15 protein-coding genes are annotated in these 24439 nt (G+C 41.0%); 6 read left to right on the plus strand and 9 right to left on the minus strand.

Going from position 1 to position 24439, the window contains the following annotated elements:
• Positions 1-6: 6 nt before the first annotated feature.
• Together KZP23_RS12455 and KZP23_RS12460 are read left to right on the plus strand one after the other, a co-directional pair.
• The gene (locus KZP23_RS12455; protein WP_226332049.1) at positions 7-3456 is read left to right on the plus strand and encodes a SusC/RagA family TonB-linked outer membrane protein; all 3450 of its coding nucleotides are present in this window, start codon (positions 7-9) and stop codon (positions 3454-3456) included.
• A gap of 43 nt (positions 3457-3499) precedes the next feature.
• Positions 3500-5053 (plus strand): RagB/SusD family nutrient uptake outer membrane protein, encoded by a 1554-nt coding sequence (locus KZP23_RS12460; protein ID WP_394370928.1) that lies wholly within the window; start codon positions 3500-3502, stop codon positions 5051-5053.
• Positions 5054-5121: 68 nt separating this feature from the next.
• Here the strand turns inward: KZP23_RS12460 and KZP23_RS12465 are convergent, their stop codons facing one another.
• The gene (locus tag KZP23_RS12465) at positions 5122-6234 is read right to left on the minus strand and encodes an alanine racemase (protein WP_226332051.1); all 1113 of its coding nucleotides are present in this window, start codon (positions 6232-6234) and stop codon (positions 5122-5124) included.
• 14 nt (positions 6235-6248) lie between these two features.
• Positions 6249-7283 carry an alpha/beta hydrolase gene (locus KZP23_RS12470; RefSeq protein WP_226332052.1) on the minus strand — a complete coding sequence of 345 codons (1035 nt, stop codon included), beginning with the start codon at positions 7281-7283 and terminating at the stop codon, positions 6249-6251.
• A 150-nt stretch (positions 7284-7433) separates the two neighbouring features.
• Between KZP23_RS12470 and KZP23_RS12475 the strand changes: the two genes are divergently transcribed.
• On the plus strand, positions 7434-7706 hold the full coding sequence (locus KZP23_RS12475) for a hypothetical protein (protein WP_226332053.1): 273 nt from the start codon (positions 7434-7436) through the stop codon (positions 7704-7706).
• Positions 7707-8023: 317 nt separating this feature from the next.
• Positions 8024-9715 carry a dihydroxy-acid dehydratase gene (gene ilvD / locus KZP23_RS12480; RefSeq protein WP_226332054.1) on the plus strand — a complete coding sequence of 564 codons (1692 nt, stop codon included), beginning with the start codon at positions 8024-8026 and terminating at the stop codon, positions 9713-9715.
• 102 nt (positions 9716-9817) lie between these two features.
• On the opposite strand, the gene proC is transcribed toward ilvD, so the two are convergent.
• On the minus strand, positions 9818-10615 hold the full coding sequence (gene proC, locus KZP23_RS12485; RefSeq protein ID WP_226332055.1) for a pyrroline-5-carboxylate reductase: 798 nt from the start codon (positions 10613-10615) through the stop codon (positions 9818-9820).
• Between the two features lie 287 nt (positions 10616-10902).
• Between proC and KZP23_RS12490 the strand changes: the two genes are divergently transcribed.
• Positions 10903-11565 carry a hypothetical protein gene (locus KZP23_RS12490; protein ID WP_226332056.1) on the plus strand — a complete coding sequence of 221 codons (663 nt, stop codon included), beginning with the start codon at positions 10903-10905 and terminating at the stop codon, positions 11563-11565.
• A 67-nt stretch (positions 11566-11632) separates the two neighbouring features.
• Here KZP23_RS12490 and KZP23_RS12495 read toward each other — a convergent pair whose 3' ends face one another.
• The gene (locus KZP23_RS12495) at positions 11633-14266 is read right to left on the minus strand and encodes a valine--tRNA ligase (RefSeq protein ID WP_226332057.1); all 2634 of its coding nucleotides are present in this window, start codon (positions 14264-14266) and stop codon (positions 11633-11635) included.
• A gap of 327 nt (positions 14267-14593) precedes the next feature.
• Between KZP23_RS12495 and fahA the strand changes: the two genes are divergently transcribed.
• Entirely contained in the window at positions 14594-15862 is a 1269-nt protein-coding gene (gene fahA, locus KZP23_RS12500) for a fumarylacetoacetase (protein WP_226336524.1), read from the plus strand.
• A gap of 148 nt (positions 15863-16010) precedes the next feature.
• On the opposite strand, the gene KZP23_RS12505 is transcribed toward fahA, so the two are convergent.
• The 5 genes from KZP23_RS12505 to bglX form a co-directional block, all read right to left on the minus strand.
• On the minus strand, positions 16011-17648 hold the full coding sequence (locus KZP23_RS12505; protein WP_226332058.1) for a sulfatase family protein: 1638 nt from the start codon (positions 17646-17648) through the stop codon (positions 16011-16013).
• 46 nt (positions 17649-17694) lie between these two features.
• Positions 17695-19500 (minus strand): family 43 glycosylhydrolase, encoded by a 1806-nt coding sequence (locus KZP23_RS12510; protein WP_226332059.1) that lies wholly within the window; start codon positions 19498-19500, stop codon positions 17695-17697.
• A 157-nt stretch (positions 19501-19657) separates the two neighbouring features.
• A complete protein-coding gene (locus KZP23_RS12515) occupies positions 19658-21247 on the minus strand; it encodes a glucoamylase family protein (protein ID WP_226332060.1) in 1590 nt (529 codons plus the stop codon).
• A 12-nt stretch (positions 21248-21259) separates the two neighbouring features.
• Positions 21260-22066 carry a carboxylesterase family protein gene (locus tag KZP23_RS12520; RefSeq protein WP_226332061.1) on the minus strand — a complete coding sequence of 269 codons (807 nt, stop codon included), beginning with the start codon at positions 22064-22066 and terminating at the stop codon, positions 21260-21262.
• Positions 22067-22116: 50 nt separating this feature from the next.
• Positions 22117-24411, minus strand: coding sequence for a beta-glucosidase BglX (bglX, locus tag KZP23_RS12525; protein WP_226332062.1), 2295 nt, complete (start codon positions 24409-24411; stop codon positions 22117-22119).
• Positions 24412-24439 lie beyond the last annotated feature (28 nt).

Genomic DNA, 24439 nt, shown 5'->3' on the forward strand with positions numbered 1-24439 from the left:
AAAAATATGAAATTAAACTTACAAAAGACAATATATATGTTGTCAAGGTACTTCTTGTATATATTTATTATCCAACTATTGGTCATTAATCTGGTCTCAGCAACTACCGTGAAAGGCCAATATAAACCTATAGACGAGGTTTGGGTGAAAATTGATAAAGAAGCGGTTACGCTAGACCAATTTTTTAAGGCTATCGAAAGTCAGACTGCCTATAATTTTTTATATGATAGGAGAGAAATAGATGCAAAGACAAAGCTTGTGCTCCAACCAAAATCCGGTTCTGTGGAAAGCCTGTTGGTACAGGTGTCCCAGCAATCGCAGCTGAGGTTTAGACAAGTCAATAATAGCATTGATGTTCAGTTAGAAGATATGCTTCCTCTGGAGAGTGAAACAAAAGTCCTTGCAGAGGTTACAGGAGTAGTGGTGGATCAAAAGGGAGATCCTTTACCAGGTGTGACAGTGGTTATCCAAGGGACCACTGTGGGAACGGTCACGGATTTAGACGGTAATTTTTCACTTGATGTTCCAGATGGTGGTGTATTGGTGTTTTCATTTATAGGCTATGAGGATCAAGTCGTGGAGGTCGGAAATCAAAGGACGCTCAATGTGGTTTTGAAAGAAAACCTTTCAGACCTTGATGAGGTGGTTGTTGTGGGCTATGGTACCCAAAAAAGATCTGATTTGACAGGTTCTGTGGGTTCTGTGTCAGGTGATGAACTGATGCAAAGGCCGGCCACTTCTATCAATCAATCTATTGCCGGAAGGATACCTGGTGTGCAGGTAAATGTGAATTCAGGCCGACCAGGTGGAAAAACAAATATCAGGGTGAGGGGGTTTAGTTCTATCAACTCCTCAAACAATCCACTGTTTGTAGTAGATGGGGTGCAGCTGCCCGTGGGCAATCAAGCACAGAGAAGTAATGCTATTGATTTCATTAACCCGAGTGATATCGTGTCGGTGGAAGTCCTTAAGGATGCATCATCTACCGCTATATATGGTGCCAGAGGTGCAAACGGTGTGATTTTGATCACCACCAAGAAAGGTAAATCCGGAGAAGGGAAAATTACTTATAACGCTGAGTTTAGCACCAATACATATGGTCCAAATAAGCCAGAAGTGTTAAATACCCAGCAGTATATGGAAGTTGAGCAACTTGCATGGGAAAATATGGCGAAATTTGATCCAGAGGGATGGGCTGCTGGAAAATGGGCTTACCTTAATCCTGCATTAAAAAGAACAGATCCTAGGTTGTTTGATAGTAATGGTAACCCTTATTATGATACTGACTGGATCAAAGAGTCTACCCAAAGCAAACTATCCCAAAATCATCAATTGAACTTTAGCGGAGGAAGTGACCGTACCACTTATTCTCTCTCTCTAGGCTATCGAAATGATGAAGGATTGTACAAAAACTCTTTCTTGACCAGATATTCCGGTAGATTGACCGTCGATTCAAAGGTTAAAGAATGGTTGACTTTAGGAACTTCAATTAGCTATAACTATCAATCTGAAAATATTGTAGACTATAGTGATCAGGTGCCGAGAAGGATGGTGGAGGATTTTCCTTTTTTACCTGTGTATTATGAGGATGGAACCTATGCAGACAACAGGGACTATCCATATGCAGAGGGAACAATGAGTTCGGTTCATAATTTAATGGAAAGACAATTTATTTTGAATACCCAAACCCTATTGGGAAGTGTCTATGCTAATATCAATCTCGCTAAGGATTTGGAATTCAGGACCGTCCTGGGTTCTAATGTAATTACCCGAGAAACGGATAGATATGAGGGTAGAACCATTCAAATTGGTTCTCAAGGAAGAGCTTGGCTTGACAATTCAAGAGAAACCTTTTGGTCTTTCGAAAACTACCTGACTTACAAGAAGACGTTTTCAGAAATTCACTCTTTCACAGGTATGTTGGGTATTTCATGGCAGGAGTCCAATGATTTTAACATGAGTATGGAAGCGCGTACTTTTGCTACCGATTACTTTCAGTACAATAATATTGGTGCGGGAAGTAATAACTTGGGAGTAGGCTCAAATGCTACAAGAGAAGCATTGAACTCCTATTTTGGAAGGTTCAACTATACCTTGATGAACAAATATCTTTTCACGTTCACAGGTAGAATGGATGGCTCTTCCAAGTTTGGAGACAATAATAAATATGCATTTTTCCCCTCTGCTGCTTTGGCATGGCGAATGTCCGATGAAGATTTCCTGAAGGACAGTGATGTTATTTCCAACCTTAAACTTAGAACCAGTTACGGCCTTACAGGTAACTCTGAAATCCCACCATATTCTTCACTTTCTTTACTGGGATCAGGTTATGCTGCAATTCTCAATGATTCAAGAGTAGGGGGAACCGGTATTAACCGTTTGGCAAATCCTGATTTGAAATGGGAAAAAACCAGCCAATATGATTTCGGATTGGAACTGGAACTGTATAAAGGAAGGGTTTCTTTTGAAGCTGATATTTATTATAGAAAAACCACTGATATGTTATTGGATGCTCCAGTGCCACAATCTAGCGGCTATGCAACCATCAGGCGAAATGTGGGATCAATGGAAAATAAAGGACTGGAACTTTCTCTTAATACAATCAATATTGACAAACCAAATTTCACCTGGAGTACCAGTTTCAATATTTCATTTAATAGAAATAAAGTGCTCTCTTTGGCCACTCCTGCAGATATATTTGGAGTAGGCGGACCTGGAATTACCAATGAAACTAGCATTATCAGGGTTGGTGAACCTGCAGGTGCATTTTGGGGCTTGACCAGATTAGGAGTTTGGGGAACAGATGAAGCTGCTGAGGCTGCAGAGTATACGAGTTACCGAAATGGTTTGACGATTCTTCCCGGTGATATCAAATATGAAGATGTAAATGGAGACAAGGCCATTACAGATGCTGATAGAAAAATCATTGGTAATGGTAGCCCTGATGGTTGGGGTTCATTTATCAATAATTTTAGGTTTGGGAATTTTGACTTGACCGTCGATCTTCAATTTATGTATGGTAATGACATTATGGATATGAACCTACACTCTAGCGAAGACCGTCAATCCTTGGCAAATAGCTACACGACCGTATTGAATGCCTGGACACCAGAGAATCAAAATACGATGATTGCACAAGTGAGAGATACCAGGGCAGGTTATGTGACGAATGTGGATACTCACTGGGTCCAAGATGGGTCTTTTATTCGTGGAAGGAACCTGGTGGTGGGATATAATTTCCAAAAATCACTTGTCAATAGATTGCGTCTAAGTAATCTAAGGTTATATGCTTCAACCCAAAACTTTTTCTTGATAGTTGATGATGAAGTGATCGGTGATCCTGAAATCACCCCTATTAGAGGAAATGACAGCAATAATGTTTTCTCGCAAGGGATGAAATGGCATGAATATCCTAAGCCTACTGTGTTTTTAATGGGGCTACAAATTCAGCTTTAATTTTATTAATAACATAATAAAAATAATCACCATGAAAATTTCCATGAAAAAATATATAAATACAGTTCTTCTAGGCAGTTTGTTTGTAATGGGGAGTGGCTGTTCGGGCTTTTTGGATGAAGAAGATCCTTCCAATTTGACTCCTGAGAGTTTCTATACAATACCTGATCATGCAGAAGCAGCTATAGCTGCTGTTTACGATAATTCCAGGTTTTATGGAGATGGAGCAGGCATCTTCTCCTCCAACTGGCAGTTATTGGAAGCCCCCACCGGAACTTCTACCACAGAAACTGCTCAAAATTCTGATTTGAATAACCTGTACTCCCTGACTTGGGATGGTAATACAGGGCATATCAAAAACTGGTGGAGAGGGATTTATAGGTTGATCGCTCAGACAAATTTAGTATTGGATAAAGTCCCAGGGATTTCTCCAATGGATGAAGCACAAAAAAACAAAATTTTGGGGGAAGCTAGGTTTTTTAGGGCTTGGGCATATTTCTATGCAGTAAGACTTTGGGGGGATGTGCCTTTAGTGCTTAATCCACAAACAGCTAATTCAGAAAACTTCTTTCCCATTAGAGAAACTCAGGAGAATGTTTATGCCCAAATTATTGAGGATTTGAAATTTGCGGAAAGCGCCGATTTGGGTTGGTTGAATACGAGCGGTCGAATTTCCACTTCAGCTGCCAAAGGCTTATTGGCAAAAGTTTACCTTACCATGGCAGGTTATCCACTAAACAAAGGAAGTGAATATTATCAAATGGCCGCCAGTAAAGCAAAGGAAATTATCGATAATCCAGGGGAAATTGGGCTATTTGATACTTACTATGAGGTACATGATGAGAGCTTGGGGAATATGAAAGAACATCTATTCAGTATTCAGTACAATGACCTAGTTGCTGGAAATCCCATGGGAAATATGTTTCCCAACTTTAAGCCAGTTTCATATCGTGGACCATCAGGTACAGGTTCCACCGTACCAACACTTTCATTCTATAATTCCTATGAAGATGGCGACAAGAGAACGGTGGATCAGGAAGGCTATTTCTACACAAGTTACTATACCAATGGCAATGGAGAGCCCTTTGATCTGGGGGCACCTTATATCTTCAAGCACTTCAATATCACCGCGAATGGTAGTCCTGGTGTAGCTGGAACTGCCAAGGATAATCTTAATGTTCCTATGCTACGTTATGCAGAAGTATTGTTAATTTATGCAGAAGCCCAAAATGAAGTGGGAAGTGGTCCTAATATGGATGCTTATAATGCTCTAAAAGGCATTAGGGATAGGGCAGAACTGATCACTCCGGCAATGGGTACATTTGACCAAGCAAGCTTCCGGGAAGCTGTTTGGAGAGAGCGTTGGTATGAGTTCTGTTATGAGGGAATCACTTGGTTTGACATGGTACGTCTACGGAAAGTCTTTAATGAAACGACCAAAGGTTTTGATAATTTTGTAGGGCATGTTAACCTGAGTTCGGATCAGCCACTACAGGAAAAACATTATTTGTTTCCACTTCCAATTCCTGAAATGCAAAACAATCCCAATCTAACACCCCAAAACCCAGGGTATCCTGGTCCTGCAGGAAGCAATTAAGAAAAAATAGTTGGATTGAATGTTGATTTTAGGCCTCTCTATAAAGTTTTCTTGACTTTTTGAGAGGCTTATTTTTTTGAATGTCCTTCTAAGTGATCGATGATTTCCCCTTCAGTACTTATATATGAGCCCATACAATCTGCGGTCATACAACTATGAACAGGTAAAATGCCGATGACATCACCGATTTTTATGTTCCTGATCAGTTGATCTGAAGCTTTGATAATCCCATGTTCCTGGGAAATACTCTTAATATAGGAAGGATGGCCCTGAAGCTGCCAGTGTCGGTCCTTGAAAAGGACAACTTCTCCGTAGTTTTTTGATCCATCAGCATTTATAAGCTCATCTTTGGCCAAATGTACCCCTCCTCCATGCACCAAAACCTCTTTTTTGTCCCAATGAATATCTACCACTGGGACAGCTAGGGCCACTGCAATATCCTCTTTCAAACAACTTCCTATTTTGGCTTGGGTGAGATCGTAAAAAACAAAGTTCCCCGGTCCTATTTCGTCTATTCCTTCAAAATTATCCATGATGGAACAGCAGGGAGTATCCCCGGATCGAGTAAGCAGATGGGGGAATTCACTATGATATTTGTCCTTCAGCATTTTTAGTGCAGCCCTAGTTTGCTCGTGGATATGTTTTATACCATCCAAATCAGCATGATAACTATGTCCTGCGTGAATATAAAAGCCCTTAAAAAACATATTCTTATTTTTACTGGCTACACGCATGATTTTTTCTATTAAGCCAAAATCACTTACTTCTACTCCTGTACGGCCATATCCAGCATCAATTTCTATAAAGTAGCCTATTGGATGATCAATAGCCGCAGCTAAAATCAGGCAAACTTCTTCATTGACGAGCTGAATGGAAATTGACTGAGATTGGGCCAATTGATTAAGCTCAGCAGTCAGGAGAGGGTTAAAGGGAAAAGCTATATGGATATTGTCCCAAGCTTGTTGCGAAAAATACTGCGCCATTTTAAGTGAAGAAACAGTGATCTCCTTTACTCCAAAATCACGGCACCATTCCCCGACTTTTAGTGATTGGTGGGTTTTAAAATGAGGGACGAGATTTAACTGGTGTTTCTTGGCCTTTTCTGCCATTTTGGAAAGGTTTTTCCTACAGATGGTTTCGTTTAGTACAAGAATAGGCTGTTTGATGGATAGAAAAGTCATGGCTTGGATTTGGATTAGGGCTGAACCTCCATTTCATTGGTTTTGGACACAGGGACTTCTAGGATGTTTTCAAGAAAATCAATGCTTGATTTAAGTACATCTTCCCACTGTTTAGAGGTGATAGAAGAAGCAATCACGTGATCTCCTGCTTCAGGAAAGGCCTGTTTAACTTTTAAGTCTTCTGTAGTTTTTACTTCCTTAAACATCTCCAACATCGCAGGTACCGACACTACTCTGTCCTGATTTTCTTCATCTTTATAGTAATAACCTAGAAATAACGGTTCTTCGATTTTATCAAAGGTTTTGGAATCCATTTTACTATAAATCAGCTTTGCCAAACTTTTATAAGCATTGATATGATATTCCTCTGCCCAATATTTGGCCTTTTCACCTTCTCTTGGGTTCAAGACTACTTTGTTTTCATTGGTGCCGAATTGCTCGAACAACCAGCCCTGCCAGGGACTGAAAAAGGCTTCCAATTGATTGCCGTAATCCCGGAAACAAGGAGAATAAAGTAAAATGGAATGAATGTCATCTCTTTCGGAAGCCAGAAGACTAGTCAGCGCTCCTCCCATGGAGGTGCCAATAATAATCACCTTGTTTCCAAGGCTTTTGCCTATCATAAAGGCTTCTCGGGCACCATCAGCAAGCTTTTCAGCAGTTAAATATTCAAAGGCATTGTCTCTTTTGATGCCATGCTCTGGCAGCCTGGCCAAATAGAGGTTTGCCCCAAAATGCTCCGCGATTTTTAGGTGCACTGGAGCCCCTTCCATCTGACTGGCACCAAATCCGTGTATGTACACAATGGAATAAGGAGTCTTTTGATGCTTCAAGCTGTCTGCCCAAACTATCCTTGCCTGATTATTCGCTTTAAGTCCCTTGACCGTATCTTCCTTTTTGCTGATAAATGCTTCCAGCTCCTGAAGGTCCTTGGGCACAGTAGGGTATTCACCTTCTAGTTTTGAGTATGATTCCTTTGGTCCCAACATATAGACAATCACAAGGATAACACAGGTGGATAATAATATGGGAAGTAGTTTTTTCATCATTACTGGTCAGTCTAAAATTAAAAGTTAAAACTAAACTGTTTTTTAAGATTATCCTATAAAATCAAATGGTGGTCCTGAATTTTGGAAAGGAAATTAATTGCATTTTATTTACTGTTTTGTGATTGAAACAAATCTACCAAATACATGGATATGAAAAACTTAAGTCTCCTGTGTGCTTTGATGGTCTTTGTAGTTTTGGTGGCTTGCGGGCCGAACTCTAAAAACAATAGTACAAAGGCTGCTATTAGCGCCAGTATATTTGAAGAACATATTGTGACATTGTCTTCAGATGAATTTATGGGGAGATTGTCCATTATGAAAATATGCAGTGATCTATATATTAGCCTTCAGCGCTTTGTGGATAATAGGCTACTGAGATGGACGGCGGTTTGGAAAATGTTGGCCAGGACCGCAGAAGTATAATGGATCGTTTGTCTTTTGTGATCTTAAAATGATATGGTTGAGTAAACTTTGGAAAAAAACGACATGTGTTAAGAAAAAGCCCGTAGTCAGGGGAGTAGAATTTTTTGCATAAAATTACTTTTTATACCTGCGAAAATTTGGATAAAGACCTAAAAATGATTGTGGATGCGTTTTGCAGGGATATTACTTGAGGATATTTATTTTGGGAGCTGGGGTCAAACAGAAAACTAGCAGGGAGCAAAGCAGTTTAGAAGCAGAAGATTAACTATCTTTGGGCCGCAAAAGTAGTATCACACAAATTAGAAATAAAGTTTTTCATGAGAAGTGATGAAGTAAAAAAAGGGCATTCAAGAACGCCTCATAGATCCCTGTTCAGAGCAACGGGATTGAAAGATGATGATTTTGATAAGCCATTCATTGGGGTGGCCAATTCATTTGTAGAGATTATTCCCGGCCACTTTTTCCTAAATAAGGTTGGTCAAATTATAAAAGAAGAAATTAAGGCCAATGGCTGTGTTCCTTTTGAATTCAACACCATAGGGGTCGATGATGGTATTGCAATGGGACATGACGGGATGTTATTTTCTTTGCCAAGCAGGGAGCTTATTGCCAGTTCAGTGGAGACGGTGATGAATGCACATAAGCTGGATGCCATGATAGCCATTCCTAACTGTGATAAGATCGTTCCTGGAATGATCATGGGAGCACTTAGGGTAGACGTACCAACTATATTCGTCAGTGGAGGCCCTATGACCAAAGGACATACCAAAGATGGAACACCTATTGACTTGGCCACTGCTTTTGAAGCTGTAGGAAAGCATGAGGCAGGCAAGATGAGTGATGAAGAACTGAAGGATATTGAATGTAATGCTTGCCCAAGTGGGGGAAGTTGTTCGGGCATGTTTACAGCTAATTCCATGAATACTTTGATGGAGGCTATGGGAATAGCATTGCCTGGAAATGGAACCATTTTGGCATTGACTAAAGAGCGTGAAGAACTTTACAGAAAGGCGGCCAGAAGAATTTGTGAAATTGCAAAAGACGAAGCGGCAAGGGAGAAGTTCAAGCTGAAAAATATCTTGAATGAAAATGCCGTGAAGAATGCCTTTGCAGTGGATATGGCCATGGGTGGAAGTACCAATACCGTCTTGCACATGTTGGCGATTGCCCAAGAAGCCGGTGTGGATTTTCAGTTGAAAGATATCAATAAGATCTCCCAAAGGGTTTCCCATATCGCCAAAATATCTCCTAGCCTTGGTACAGTCCATATGGAGGACATCAACAGGGCAGGTGGTGTAAATGCTGTGATGAAGGAGATGACCAAGCGAGGCGACGATGTACTTATTGATAATTTGACCATCGGTGGTGAAATGCTCTTGGAAAAAATAGCAGATGCCTATATCAAGGATACCAAAATTATCCATACCATCGACAATCCTTACAGTAAAGTAGGTGGCTTGGCCATTCTTTACGGTAACTTAGCTGAAGAAGGTGCTGTAATCAAAACGGCTGGAATTACAGGAGAAAGGGTCTTTACAGGAAAAGCAGTTTGCTTTAATGGACAGCCAGAAGCCATCGAAGGTATCAGAGGAGGAAAAGTGAAGGCGGGCGATGTAGTGGTGATCCGTTATGAGGGGCCAAAAGGCGGTCCAGGTATGCAGGAAATGTTAAGTCCTACCAGTTTGATCATGGGGATGGGCCTTGGCAGTTCGGTAGCCTTGATCACTGATGGGAGATTCAGTGGGGCTACCAGGGGAGCTTCTATTGGACACGTTTCTCCAGAGGCTGCTGAAGGTGGGATGATTGGACTGCTCAAGGATGGAGACGAAATTCATATCGACGTGGATAATTATATCTTATCGGTGAATTTGAGCGATGAGGAAATTGCCAAAAGAAGAGCGGAATTTGTGCCAGTCAAAAAGCCTTTGACTTCAAGATGGTTGGGTCAGTACCGTGCTTTGGTAACTAATGCAAGCAATGGTGCCATCCTAAAAACTGACTTGTTTTAAGTTAAATAAGCTTTTGTATTAGCAATAGAAAGAGCCCATTCCTCATAAAAGGAATGGGCTCTTTTTTAGGTATTAGTTCGCCAAGACTTGTAGAGAACCTGATTATTTTTCGATTTTTTCATAGGAGGCCAAAACCCCTTTGACCATTGCAGCACTAAAACCATGGTGTTCCATTTCATTTAGTCCCACTATGGTGCAGCCTTTTGGAGTAGTAACCTTATCAATCGCAGCTTCAGGATGGATGCCTTTTTTGATGATCAACTCTGCAGCGCCTTTGACCGTTTGGTTCACGATGGCATTGGCCGTTTGAGCATCAAAACCAATCTGTATGCCTCCTTGGGTCATGGCCCGCATAAATCTGAGTACATAAGCTATACCACATGCGCCCAAAACGGTTGCTGCTTCCATCAAATGTTCTTCGATTACAATGGATATACCGATACTATTAAAGAGTGCTTTAATGTGGTTTTCTGTTTCAGTCGAGCCGTTTTTACCACAAATACAGGTAATGGACTCTTTGATATCGGCAGCAATGTTTGGCATGGCCCTAAAGACACCTATTTCATTAGGAAGATGTTGGTACATGTCTTCAAGGGTAACTCCGGTAGCCAAAGAAATGATGGTTTGTTTTTCAGGGCTTAATACAGGGGCGATCTCCTTGAGAATATGGGGGATATTATATGGTTTGACTCCTAATATCACCATGTCAGCCTCCTGTGCTGCATATTTGTTGTCTGAAGTAACTTCAATGCCTTGTGGTTTTAAATAAAAGAGACTTTCTGGATGCCGTTTGGTGACATACAGGTTGTTGGCATTGAAGCCTTCAGTTTCTAATAAACCATTCACAATGGAAAGGCCTAGGTTTCCACATCCAATAATGGCTATTTTTAAATTTTTCATCTGGCTAAAGCTGGAATAGTAAATGATGCTTTTGTGGCTGTAAAAATAATCCAATACTTTGAATGTTAATTAACCTGTTAGGAAAAAGAATTATCCATGATGTGTTTTTCCCAGTATTTATAGAATAAAGAAACCAATTGGAGAATGAAGATTTCAGGATTATGGAGGAAAACTTGAATGGCTGATTTTGGTTTTTTTTGGCGAATTTGTTTTAGCTTTGGCCTTTCTAGGAAAACAGACCTGCTTTACTCTTATGGTCTGATTGTTTGATATATTAAATGTTTATTATGGTTAATCCAATAAAGAATTCCTCATTTTATTTATTCGTCTTATTGGCTGTGGGCACTTTGATATCCTATAACAATGCATATGCCCAAGCATCCAAGGATGGAATAGAAGTTTCATTTGGCCCCTTTCTGCATTCCAACAGTATGAATGAGGATAACTATTATAATTTCAAAAGAAGCTCAACAGGTCCAGATAATGAAATTCTCCAAGGGGTGAATTTAAAATTTACACTTCCAACTAGGTTGCCGTATTTGGATATTATTTTTGGCTCATTAATAGAGGGAGCTTCATCAAGTTACGGAAGTACAAATTGGAGTCCTCAGAGGACTAATTCTTACGATTATAAGCTAAATGGTGGAGGCGTGTATGCAGGTGTTAGTCCAAAGTTAAAAGGGAAGCATTTTGGTCTAACATCTGAGTTTGCGATAGGGGTGTTCAGTTATAAAGAGGTTTTTGCGATTTTTAATAGTATAGAAGAACCCTATATGGATGTTAATGATAGGAGGACTTCTTTTGGATTGGGGGGATTGAGCTCCATTGGGTTTTATGTCAAATTCGGGAGATTGGGGATTAACCCGAATTTAAATGCTGTTTTTTCGGGTGGGGATAATGCGAGTTTTACCTTTTATGGTTTAGCAGTTCCACTTACCTATAGCTTTTGAAAATCACAAAAAAGCCAGTCTATTTTAAAGAGACTGGCTTTTATATAGCTTTGAAGTGAATGGGAGTTTAAGTCAATTTGGCTAAGCTTTCCTCCAAGGCTTTGATTTTTGCTTCTGCATCTGCCTGCTTTTTCTTTTCATTTTCCACGACCTGAGCAGGGGCACCGCTGACAAATCGTTCATTGCTAAGCTTTTTCATTACCGAATTCAAGAAGCCTTTGGTGTATTCCAATTCTTTGGTCAGGTTTTCTTTTTCTGCTTCCACATCGATTTGCTCGTTGAGTGGAATAAACAGTTCATCAGACTTCACCACAAAGCTCAAGGCTCCATCCACTTTTTCAGCAAATCCAAGTTGGCTTAGGTTAGCCAATTTTTTCAAGATAGCCTCAAAAGACAGGTAAAGTTCTTGGTTTTGTGTATTGATACTAAGCTCAAAAGCTTCTTTTGGTGAGATCCCTTTGGAAGCCCTGATATTTCTGATTTGTGAAACCACCTCGAATACTTGGGCAGCGTCATTGATCAGTTTTTCATCGTACTCACCCAGCTTTGGCCAAGAGGAAACAATCAAGGCTTCTTTTACCTCTCTGGTTTTTACCTGATGCCAAAGCTCTTCAGTGATAAAAGGCATAAAAGGATGTAATACCTTCAAGATAGACTCAAAGAAACCAATGGTCTTTTCATAGGTTTCTAGGTCAATTGGCTTTTGGTATTCTGGCTTGATCATTTCAAGGTACCAAGAGCAGAAATCATCCCAAACCAATTTATAAGTACTCATCAAAGCATCAGAAATCCTGAACTTACTGAAGTGGTCTTCGATTTCAGCCAAGGCCTGGTTGAAACGGTTTTCAAACCAGTTGATAGCTGTGTGGTTTTGGTGCTCCAAAATATTGGAATCCACTTCCCATCCTTGGATCAATCGGAAGGCATTCCAGATCTTATTGGAGAAGTTTCTGCCTTGTTCTACCAGTTTTTCATCAAAAGGAAGGTCATTACCAGCTGGCGAACTGAAAAGCATTCCAGTACGTACACCATCCGCACCGAAATCTTTGATCAGCAGCAATGGATCAGGTGAATTGCCCAGGGATTTGGACATTTTTCTACCTTGCTTATCTCTTACTATACCCGTTAGATAAACATTTTTGAAAGGTTTTTCGCCCATATATTCATATCCGGCGATGATCATTCTGGCTACCCAAAAGAATAGGATCTCCGGAGCAGTTACCAAGTCATTAGTAGGGTAATAGTATTTTAAATCTTCGTTTTTCTCACCAGTAGTGAAGACATCGGTGTCGAATACTGAGATCGGCCATAACCAAGAAGAGAACCAAGTGTCCAACACATCTTCATCCTGCTTCAGGTCCTCAAGGCTGTAATTCTCTTGATATTTTTCATTGGCAATTTTAAGGGCTTCCTCAGCGGTTTTGGCGACTACATATTCCCCATTAGGAAGATAGTAGGCTGGAATCTGATGGCCCCACCAAAGCTGGCGGGAGATACACCAGTCCCTGACATTTTCCATCCAGCTGCGGTACATGTTTTTGAACTTGGGCGGATAAAGTTTAATGATGTCATCCATTACTGCTTTTAGTGCAGGTTTGGTGATGTCTTCCATGGTCAAGAACCATTGCAGGGATAGTTTGGGTTCGATGACAGCATCTGTTCTTTCTGAATGGCCTACATTGGAAGTGTAGTCTTCCTCTTTAGAAAGTTGATCAGCCTCTTTCAGCATTTTAGCAATTTTCTTTCTTGCTATAAAACGATCCTCACCAACTAAGATTTGTGCCTTTTCATTTAAGGTTCCATCATCATTAATGATGTCTATCACCTCAAGTTTATGTCTTAGACCGATTTCATAGTCATTTACGTCATGGGCAGGGGTTACCTTCAAGCAGCCTGTTCCAAATTCCATGTCCACATAGTCGTCCTCTACAATAGGGATGGCACGGTTGATCAAAGGAATTAAGGCTTTTTTGCCTTTTAAATGCTCAAAGCGGGTATCATTGGGATTGATACAGATAGCCACATCGGCCATGATGGTTTCTGGCCGTGTAGTGGCAATGGTCAGGTGTTCATTCTCACTGCCTTCAATTTTATAATTGATATAATAAAGTTTGGAATTGACCTCCTTGAAGATCACCTCATCATCTGAAAGGGCCGTTTTTCCTTGTGGATCCCAGTTGACCATTCGGATGCCTCGATAGATTTTTCCCTTATTGTGCAAGTCAACGAACACGCTGATAACAGCATCACTTAGGTCCGCATCCATGGTGAATTTGGTTCTGTCCCAGTCACAGGAAGCCCCCAATTTCTTTAGCTGGTCCAGGATGATACCACCGTATTTTTCTTTCCATTCCCAGGCATATTGCAGGAACTCTTCCCTGTCAATGGATTTTTTATCTATTCCTCTTTCCTTAAGCATAGCCACTACTTTGGCCTCTGTCGCAATGGAAGCATGGTCTGTTCCAGGAACCCAACAAGCATTTTTGCCCTCCATTCTGGCTTTTCTGATCAGCACATCCTGAATGGTGTTGTTCAGCATATGGCCCATATGCAATACCCCGGTCACATTAGGAGGGGGCATGGAAATAGAATAAGGTTCTTTATTATAATCTACTTTGGAACTGAACAATTTATTTTCCATCCAGAATTCGTACCATTTCGATTCGGCTTCGGCTGGATTATATTTTGTAGATAGCGACATAATTGCTTTTAGGATTTGTATTGTAGAAATGGAAATATTTCCCAGTGTGCAAAAATAATATAAATATCTTTGAAGGCATTAAAAATCCCCCAATAAGGTACTTATCTTGTTTATTTTACCCCCTTTTCTTTAAAAATGGATAACATTGACTTTTGGGTTCATGGTTACTGATTTGGTAGGGAGGGGGAAAGAGGTAGGGTTTTTGTCGAAGTGTTTGTAAATTAAGGAGAATTGGATTGGGGATAAAGTTTGGTAGATCCGAGAAGAGGAATCAATTTTATCCCACTTCGAGAATTTTAATTTTATAATAGCGCTATTTTTATGAATATGAAAAAAGAGGATTTTACCGTTTTGACAAGTTGGGTGCAGGTTCCAAAAAAGTCCGATTTTACCATATATAACTTACCTTATGGAGTTTTTAAAAATAAACGATTATCTCCTCGGATAGGGATAGCTATAGGGGATAAAATAGTTGATCTATCAGTTTTACATGAAAATGGATTTTTTATGGAATTTGATCTACCTGATGGGATTTTTTTAAACGACAAACTCAATGATTTCATTGCTTTGGGCAAGTCGATTACCCGCAAAGTACGGGAGAGGGTGCAGGAATTATTAATAGAAGATAATCCAGAACTAAAAGACCATAGGATAAGAGGAAAGGTGATGATCAACAGGAAAGAAGCGCAGATGTTACTACCAGTGAAAGTTGGTGATTACACAGATTTTTATAGCAGTAAGGAACATGCGAGCAATGTAGGAGCAATGTTTAGAGATCCCGAAAATGCCTTATTACCAAATTGGAAGCATTTGCCTGTGGGCTACCATGGTCGGGCTTCTTCTATTATACCGTCAGGAACAGCGATTATTCGGCCCAAAGGTCAATACAAAGATCCCGATATGGATCGGCCAGCTTTTGGACCAACAAGACGATTGGATTTTGAACTGGAAATGGCTTTTATTACAGGGAAACCAACAAAAATGGGTGAAAGAGTTTCGACAGAAGAGGCAGAGGACTATATTTTTGGTTTTGTGTTGTTCAATGACTGGTCGGCAAGAGATGTTCAAGCTTGGGAATATGTGCCTTTAGGGCCGTTCTTGGGAAAAAGTTTTGCCTCTAGTATTTCTCCATGGGTGGTGGTCATAGAAGCACTGGAACCATTCAGGACAGCATCTCCAGCACCGGAGGAGGAATTATTACCTTATCTGCAGTATAAAGGAGACCATGCTTTTGACTTAAATCTGGAAGTGTATATACAGCCAGAAAATGGTGACGAAAATCTAGTCTGTCAGTCCAATTTTAAATATCTCTATTGGAATATAGTGCAGCAAGTGGCCCACCAAACAATCAATGGCTGTAATATCAATATTGGGGATGTATATGCTTCAGGAACCATTTCAGGGCCTAATGAAAACAGCTATGGGTCCATGCTGGAGTTGGCCTGGAAGGGAACAAAACCCATCCGGCTGAAGGACGGTACTGAGCGAAAATTTATTGAGGATGGTGATACGGTGAAAATGAGAGGATATGCAGAAAAAAAAGGGATACGGATTGGTTTTGGAGAAGTGAGTACTCAAGTAAATCCAGCTAATTAATTGAATTCCCGTTCCAGAATTAATGGAGCAATTTGATCGGCTTAGAAAGAAATAGAGGGGCTTTCTTATTAAAAAGTCCCTCTATTAAAAGGTGTAATAGGTATTTAAAAACAATGATTTTTAATAGGAAGCTAAGTGGTACATCATTTTATCGTTCGTTTTTGATGATGCCTCTATCTATATATTTTTGGATAAAATGCTGATCCAATGCTTCAGAATCTTTGTACTTGACTCTTAGTTCTTTGAGCTTTTCTTTAAGCTCCTTAACTACATTTTCATAAGCAGGATCATCATAAACATTGTTCATTTCCAAGGGGTCTTTTTTGCGGTCATATAATTCCCACTCATCAATATCATAGTAAAAATGCGCCAACTTAAAGTCTTCATTTACAATGCCGTAGTGCCGCTTGACCATATGGAAACCTGGATATTCATAATAATGATAATAAACACCCTCTCGGGTCCATTTTTCGGGCTGTCCTTTTAATAGCGGCATCAGGCTTTCTCCTTGCATATCGGCTGGTGCTTTCACATCGGCAGCTTCAAGAAATGTTTGCGCAAAGTCAAGGTTTTGTACCATAACATTACTTTTGCTCCCAGCCTCAATTTTTTCTGGCCACTTTATCAATAAGGGTGTTTTGAAGGATTCATCATAAATAAAACGCTTATCAAACCAGCCATGCTCACCCAAATAAAAACCTTGGTCTGAAGTATATACCACAATGGTGTTTTCGCTTAACCCATTTTCATCGAGGTAATCCATAAGACGGCCCACATTTTCATCTACTGCGGCTATTGTGCCTAGATAATCCTGCATGTACCTTTGGTATTTCCATCTCATGAAATCTTCTTCACTCATAGAAGGGTATTGCCTTTTAAACTCCTCGTTTATTGGTCCATATATCGCATCCCATTCAGCTTTTTGTGCTGCGGTAAATCTACCATATTTGCTTTTGAAGACATTATACCCCCATTCGGAAGGCTCTTTAATGCCTAGTTCCTTGGCAATTTCGGGATAGATTTTATTATCTGCCGAAACAGTCATATGTTCTCTGATATTCATTTCTGCTTCACGAGCAGCCGTTCCCCTTCCTTCATAATCATCGAAGAGAGTAGCTGGTTCAGGGAAAGTACGTTTGGTAAATTCCTTATAATGACGCGGGGCAGGCAACCATTCCCGGTGGGGAGCCTTATGAAGATAAAACAACATAAAAGGCTTGTCCGCTTCTCTACGATGATCAAACCAGTCAAGCGTGAGATCAGTAATAATATCCGTTACGTAACCCATGACGGTTGTATCTCCTTTATTGGTGATAAATTCTGGATTATAATAATCACCTTGGTCAGGAAGGATTTTGAACTCATCAAAGCCTTTGGGCTTGTTCCCAAAATGTAGTTTACCGAACATGGCAGTTTGGTAGCCAGCATCATGAAGTAACTGTGGGAAGGTCACATTGGTCGTGTCAAACGGAAAAATATTGTCGACTTTTCCATGGATATGCGTGTGTTTTCCTGTCAATATCGTTGCACGGGAGGGAGCACAAATGGAGTTGGTCACTGATGCATTGGTGAACAACATGCCTTCCTTGGCAATGCGGTCTATGTTGGGGGTATTGATCAATGTATTATCATAGGCACTGATCGCTTGGTATGCATGATCATCACTCATGATAAAGACAATATTGGGACGTTTTTGCTCAATTGTCCTTTCCTGACAGGAAGTGATGAGCAATAAGGCTAAGGCAGTAGGGATTAAAATTCCTTGGTGAAAGCTAGACTTATCCATTTTTCAAACTGTTTATACATGTTATCAAACTGAAATGGACTCATTTTTAATTGAGTTTTGTAATGGCTGTTTTTTCGGAAATCCCGTTCTCATTAAAGGATTCGATGGAGAAGTAATATACAGTATCTTTATCCAGACACCGCATAAAATGCTCAGTGGTGTCATAGACCAGCCAAGACTGATAAAGTTTATCAGGAGCAATTCCCCATCTGATATTATAACCTTGAGCACTTTTTACAGGTTTCCAGGATAAAGAGACATCTCTGCGGTCTTCTTCCCTTTTCAAGGAGAAGTCTTTTACTGAATGGGGAACTTTTCCAAAACCTAATCCAAATACCCTGATTTCTGACAGGGCAAAATTGTTTCCTGGTACTTCGATATTATTATAGCGAATATATTTACCTTCAATTGGTTGGTTGAGAACAATATAAGCATTAGGGCTGTCCTGATAACTTTTGCTTCTGTCCACTACAGTTTCCCAATTTTTCCCATCAGTTGAAACTTCTATTGTAAAGCGGTGTCTCAAGCCCTCTGTCCGAGTATAGATCCCTGATTCATGGTCATGAAAGTTCAATTGAAAAGCATATATCTTTCCATGATTTAGCATTTCTATTTCCACCCATTGTTGATCATCATTGGCTTCAGCAACCCAGAATGATTTTGGACTTTCATCGGTCAGTACTTTTGATAGGATTTTCCCGTCTTCACTTTTTTCCAAAGGCATTTCGGTTATTTCCACTTCATCATCTGTAGAAGTGCTTTTTCTAATTTGCTGTTTTGAAGAGGAAACAGTGGTTTTTCCCCTGTAGGAAAGCAACATCCATCCACAGTGCTCGCCGGCTTTTGTGGGGTGGTTGGGAGCATAGCGCGGATAATCACCATAATGGGTGTTAGAGTGCATCAAGCCTTCATCATCAAAGTAGGTGGGAAACATGCATAGTCTGCGTTCCCAATGGGAATTGGAGGCTAAGGCCATGGTGCCAAAATGCCAATATTGCCCGTTGGTCTGTTTTACGGTAATGCCGTGTCCTGCACCATTGGTGAAGCCTCCTGGTTTAAAACTCATAGGATTGTTTTTCATATAAGTGAAGGGGCCTAGTGGAGAATCACTCATATAAACCCCATCTCCGTAAACATTGAATTGGGTGCCAGGAGCGGCATATTGCAAATAGTATTTGCCATTGTGCTTGGTCATGGAAGCCCCTTCCATATAACCTTCTTTTAAAGTAGGGTGGAAGTTGTTCTCACCAAACCGTTCCCAGCCATGTTCTTCCTCGACAAGGTTAATCAAATCTTTTTTTATACCGGTTTCTAGGAACCGGTCATCTTTGTTCAGCATTTTGACTCGTATGGGATGTACATTGGATGAACCCCAGTACAAATAAGTTTTACCATCATCATCGATAAATAATTCTGAATCCTGGATATTATTGGAAATTGAAGCTGTTGGCGTCCATTTACCGCTTTTGGGATCATCTGTATAAAGAATACTGCCATAACCTGCAGGATCCCCGGCAAAGTACACCAAGGAATCTTTATAATTAAAGGCAGTAGGGGCATTGCTCCCTTCAAAAAACCATTGCTGGGGTTTGATGAAATTCCAATTGACCAGATCAGTGGAATGCCAATAGCCAAAGGAACGGGTAACAAACATGTAATATTCACCGCGAAACTCAATCACAGCCGGATCTGCTCCCGAGCGGTAAGATATATTTCTGGCAGAATTATAGACCATATAGGTGTAATCTATATCCAGTGGGTTACAGTAAGTTTGTGGTACTATTTCCTGGGCCCGGATGTTGTTCGTCAGGAGAAATAGTACGAATGCAATGATAAAGTATAACTTTTTCATGTCGTTTGTTTTATCCATTTGGCATAATAGTGAGCGGTTTTTGATATGATTTCCTCCACTTTATTAGGAGAAAGTGTTGGAAGTCATTTGAATAAGTCTCTCCCTTTTCGACTATCCCAAAATATGGGGATAGCAAGAGGAATTAGCGCTTTAGATATCAAGGGTTGCTTTCAAAGCCCAGTTTTTTCAGTCCGTCTTGGATTTCTGGTGCTCCCATAAATAGCTTCCATCCTAGTCCAGAGCGGTAGTTTTCAATCATGGCAACTATCGGTCCTTGGTCAATAGCCAAGTAACGTTTTGGATAATAGTTGTTTTCAGGACTTAATGCATCATAAAAGCCATATCGGCCAAAGACCTTTTCTCCATAGTTATAATAAAGGTTTTTGATGACCTTTAGAGATTCCTCAGGAGTATAGGGAATGGAAGAAAGAGCCGCTGTTGGAGAAATCACACCGAGATCGGCTCCTGGACGATGGGCTGAATAGCCCTTTACAGAATAACTGGCCGTCAGCCCCCAAAGATCCTCTCCATAGCCTTTAAATTTATTGGGATTGTCCACACACCATGCACGGTTAATGAGCGTATGGTTTTTGTTTTCTTCCCAATAATTGGCATACTGGTCTGATAAGCCTTTGGGATTGAGACCCAAATAAGAGTAGTGAGCCCAGAACAAAGGACCGCCCATTTTTTCAGCGCCATTGTGTTTTAGCCGTAAGGGATGGTCATAGGCTTCCACATTGGTATTGATGCCACCACTGCGCGCCCAGCCCTTATGGTAAGCCGAGGCAGGTATTCCGTGAGTAGGAGAGGAGGCTGCCAAAACATAGGTGATCAAACATTCATTATAACCTTCTAGGGGGAAGTTCATTTCCCACTCGTGCGTAGGGGACCAGTGCCAATAGAGGACGTCATGACCTCCTTGGGTATACCAGTCCCATTCCATTTCTTTCCAAAGCGTATCTATTCGGTTGGCCAGTGATTTTTCAGCATCATTGCCATTTTTGAAATACTCTCTGACCGCCAATAGCCCTTGCATTAGGAATGCGGATTCGACTAAATCTCCTCCATTATCCTTGTCGCTAAATGATCTCGCTTTACCTGTTTCTCCATAAATCCAATGAGGCCAAACCCCATGGAAGCGATCAGCATTTTCCAAAAAGGTGACCATTTTATTGAATCTGTTGAGCCCCTCTTCTCTATTTATCCAACCACGATCAATGGCCGCAATGATGCCAAAGATGCCAAATCCTGTACCTCCTGTAGTAACTACCGATTGATCATTTTGGGGATAGTCGCCATCTATGTGGATTCTTTCGGGTCCCATTCCAGATATGGGTTCTGCCCCTTCCCAAAAATAGCGGAAGGTATAAAATTCGACCATGTCCAATAATTCTTCATCAGTGAAGTCTTTGGTAGTGGCCATTGCCAAACCTACTTCAGTGTTTTTACCGGCATCCTGCAGGCCTACGACTTTATATTTTAAAGTGAGATTATTGCCCAGGTCATTGACGAAATCCATGTATATGGTGTCTTGTACCGTCGCTCTTTTGCTGAAACTATTGTTTTCTGTACTGACCCATATTTCATATTGGGATATTCCACTTTGTTTGGGCCAGTGGAGTTCAACGTGTCGGTCATAGCCATTTGCTTGAACTGGACTGTCAATGGTTTTGTCCCCAGAAGAACATCCCCATAGCGAAAATCCAAGCATTAGCATTAGGTAAAATGAAAGTCTTTTTTTCTTCATGAGATTGAGGAATTAATGATGTTTTGAAAAAAGCCATGGCAATAGTTCTGGCTCCGCAAATGTGGGATCCCAGGAATTATGGTTGGCTTCTGGATAGAGTGTGTACTTGACCTCAGCTCCTTCTTCTTTTAATACTTCATATACTCTTTTGGAAAGTATAGGAGGAACAATATCATCTTTGCCTCCATGAGTGATCCATATAGCTGTGTGTGGAGCATATTTTTTTGCAAGTGATAAGTTGCCTCCTCCACAGATGGCTACAGCAGCCGCATATTTTTTTGGCCACCTTCCGAGGGTTTCAAAGGTGCCAAACCCACCCATGGAAAGTCCCATGATGTAAAGTCGGTCTTTGTCAACTTTTTCAGCTTTGAATAGTTTTTGCATCAGTTCGTTGACCAGGTCAAGCTGTTCTGATGGCTGCTCAATGGATTGGCTAAAGTTAGGATCTCCCTTGCCAAACAACTCTTTTCGAATGCTGACATCAATCCAGTATTTGTCTTCTGGGCATTGAGGAAAGACCACGATGGAAGGAAACTTCTCTCTGTTTTCTTGATCGAGAAATAGATCAGCTCCATGGGTGAGTTGCTTTTCGTTGTCATGGCCTCTTTCTCCTGCTCCGTGCAGAAAAAGTACTAGAGGATACTCTTTTCCACGATCATAATTTGGGGGATAAAGTATGCGGTACAATAGTGAATCACCTTTTTTGTTTAGAAATACCTGGTTTTTAAAAAGGGACTTATCCTGGGCCTGTAGCAATCCCGCTCCCAAAGCGTTCAGGATAAGTACAAATAATAAAAGGTATATGCTGGTTTTATTCATGGTCAATTATTTTTCTTTTGTGGTTTGATCCTTATGGTACATTTCTTCAACTACTCTGACCAATTGATTTTTGCCTTACTCAATTCTTCAGAATTGCAGCCCACCATGATTTCAAATTCCCCAGGCTCAAAAACAAAGTCGAGGTCATGGTTATAAAATTTAAGATCTTCTTTCCTTAGCTCGAATTTGATTTCTTTGCTTTCCCCGGCTTTCAAAAAGACTTTTTGAAAGCCTTTCAATTCTTTTACTGGCCGAGTTATGGTGCCCACCATATCGCGTACATAAAGTTGTACGACTTCCGCACCATCATATTGACCACTATTGGTAAGTTGGATGCTGGCAGTTAGGGATTCGTTGCCCGAAAGTTCCTTGTTGCTGATATTAAGGTCGCCATATTCGAAAGTCGTATAACTTAAGCCGTAGCCAAATGGGTAGAGCGGTTCATTGGATACATCTAGGTAATTGGAGCGGAATTTCTGGAACCACTGCCCCTCAGGAAGTGGTCGTCCAGTATTCTTATGGTTGTAGTATATAGGGATTTGACCGGTGTTTTGGGGGAATGTGGCAGTAAGCTTTCCGGAGGGATTGACATCTCCAAAAAGTACGTCCGCTATGGCGTCTCCTGCCTCACTTCCTCCAAACCATACATTTAAGATTGCGTGGAGGTTGTCAGCTTCCCACTTAATCGCCAAGGGTCTTCCTGTAAACATTACCATGATGACGGGTTTACCAGTTTTTACCAGTTCTTGGAGCAGTCTTCTTTGGTTGGCAGGTAATTCTATATTACTTCTACTGGATGATTCTCCGCTCATTTCAGCTGATTCACCCATAGCAGCGATGATGATATCTGAATTTTTAGCTGTTTCTAGGGCTTCTTTGATCAACGCTTCTTCTGATCTATTATCTCTGTAAGTAGGTTTTCCAAACACACTTACCCTTGATTCGAGCAAAGAATCAGTCACAATATTCGCGCCTCTGGCGTGTACAATATTGACTTGTTCACCGACGGCATTTTTGATGCCTTGCATGAGGGAAACGGATTCTTTGAACCTGCCAGCTACACTCCAAGTGCCGGTCATGTTTTCAGCATTGTCCGCCATAGGGCCTATCAGGGCAATGGTGCCTGTTTTCTTTAATGGAAGCGTTTGATCGTCATTTTTTAGCAAGACAAAAGACTGTGCAGCAATCTCACGGGCAATTTGTCTGTTTTCTGTATTGAAGATTTCATTTTTAGCTCGTTCGGTGTCACAGTATTTGTAGGGATCATCGAAAAGACCAAGCTCAAATTTTTTCGCAAGGATCAAACGACAAGCATTATCAATTTGATCTTCTGTGATGTTACCATCTTCTAGGGAACTTTCCAAGGTGGTGAGAAAACCTTCGCCTACCATATCCATTTCCACACCAGCTTTTAAAGCCAATGCTGACACGGCTTTCAGATCGCCCATGCCATGGTCAATCATTTCATTGATGGCGGTATAATCGGTCACCACAAAGCCATCAAAACCCCATTGCTTGCGCAAGACATCCGTCATCAGCCATTTGTTAGCACTGGCCGGTATGCCTTCCACTTCATTGAAAGAAGTCATGACGGTGCCGACACCCGCTTCGATGGCTGCTTGGTAGGGTTGGAAATATTCATTGTACATCCTTTGGCGACTCATGTCCACAGTATTATAGTCTCTTCCTGCCTCTGGAGCACCATAAAGGGCAAAATGCTTTACACAAGCCATGATGGTATTGTTTTTACTGAGATCATCCCCTTGGTAACCCTTAACCATGGCTTTGGCAATCTGGGCACCCAAATAGGGGTCTTCTCCGCTTCCCTCAGATACACGACCCCAGCGAGGATCCCGGCTGATGTCTGTCATGGGAGAAAAGGTCCAATTGATGCCATCAGCACTGGCTTCCTTGGCGGCAATTTGAGCCGAGCGTTTGATCAAGTCCATGTCCCAGCTGCAGGAAAGTCCAAGTGGAATGGGAAAAACAGTTTCGTAACCATGGATTACATCCATGCCAAATAACAAGGGGATGCCCAGTCGACTTTCTTCAACAGCCACTTGCTGCACATCTTTGATCTTTTCTACTGTTTTGATGTTAAAAAGACCGCCGACTTTTCCTGCTTTAATTTTCTCGGCAATATTGGAACTGGCAGCTTGGCCAGTAGTAAAGTCACCAGCAGCGGGGAGGTTGAGCTGACCGATTTTTTCTTCCAAGGTCATTAATGCCAAAACGGAATCTGCTCGGTGAAGATGGATGTTCTGCGGACCGTGAGAATCTTGGGATGGAGAACAGGCCATTGTCATGCCTCCAACTACCAATGCGAGGAGAATAAGGTTTTTCATGGTTATAGGTTTCTTTACTTCCATATCT

The sequence above is a fragment of the Echinicola marina genome (assembly GCF_020463795.1).
In the GTDB taxonomy this organism is placed as follows: Bacteria; Bacteroidota; Bacteroidia; order Cytophagales; family Cyclobacteriaceae; genus Echinicola; species Echinicola marina.

Coding starts and splice junctions, on each gene's coding strand:
- KZP23_RS12470 (WP_226332052.1), bottom strand. CDS start 7,283: ATGATGAAAAAACTACTTCCCATATTATTATCCACCTGTGTTATCCTT.
- fahA (WP_226336524.1), top strand. CDS start 14,594: ATGAAAAAAGAGGATTTTACCGTTTTGACAAGTTGGGTGCAGGTTCCA.
- KZP23_RS12465 (WP_226332051.1), bottom strand. CDS start 6,234: ATGACTTTTCTATCCATCAAACAGCCTATTCTTGTACTAAACGAAACC.
- ilvD (WP_226332054.1), top strand. CDS start 8,024: ATGAGAAGTGATGAAGTAAAAAAAGGGCATTCAAGAACGCCTCATAGA.
- KZP23_RS12460 (WP_394370928.1), top strand. CDS start 3,500: ATGAAAAAATATATAAATACAGTTCTTCTAGGCAGTTTGTTTGTAATG.
- KZP23_RS12490 (WP_226332056.1), top strand. CDS start 10,903: ATGGTTAATCCAATAAAGAATTCCTCATTTTATTTATTCGTCTTATTG.
- KZP23_RS12505 (WP_226332058.1), bottom strand. CDS start 17,648: ATGGATAAGTCTAGCTTTCACCAAGGAATTTTAATCCCTACTGCCTTA.
- KZP23_RS12475 (WP_226332053.1), top strand. CDS start 7,434: ATGAAAAACTTAAGTCTCCTGTGTGCTTTGATGGTCTTTGTAGTTTTG.
- proC (WP_226332055.1), bottom strand. CDS start 10,615: ATGAAAAATTTAAAAATAGCCATTATTGGATGTGGAAACCTAGGCCTT.
- KZP23_RS12510 (WP_226332059.1), bottom strand. CDS start 19,500: ATGAAAAAGTTATACTTTATCATTGCATTCGTACTATTTCTCCTGACG.
- KZP23_RS12455 (WP_226332049.1), top strand. CDS start 7: ATGAAATTAAACTTACAAAAGACAATATATATGTTGTCAAGGTACTTC.
- KZP23_RS12515 (WP_226332060.1), bottom strand. CDS start 21,247: ATGAAGAAAAAAAGACTTTCATTTTACCTAATGCTAATGCTTGGATTT.
- KZP23_RS12495 (WP_226332057.1), bottom strand. CDS start 14,266: ATGTCGCTATCTACAAAATATAATCCAGCCGAAGCCGAATCGAAATGG.
- KZP23_RS12520 (WP_226332061.1), bottom strand. CDS start 22,066: ATGAATAAAACCAGCATATACCTTTTATTATTTGTACTTATCCTGAAC.
- bglX (WP_226332062.1), bottom strand. CDS start 24,411: ATGAAAAACCTTATTCTCCTCGCATTGGTAGTTGGAGGCATGACAATG.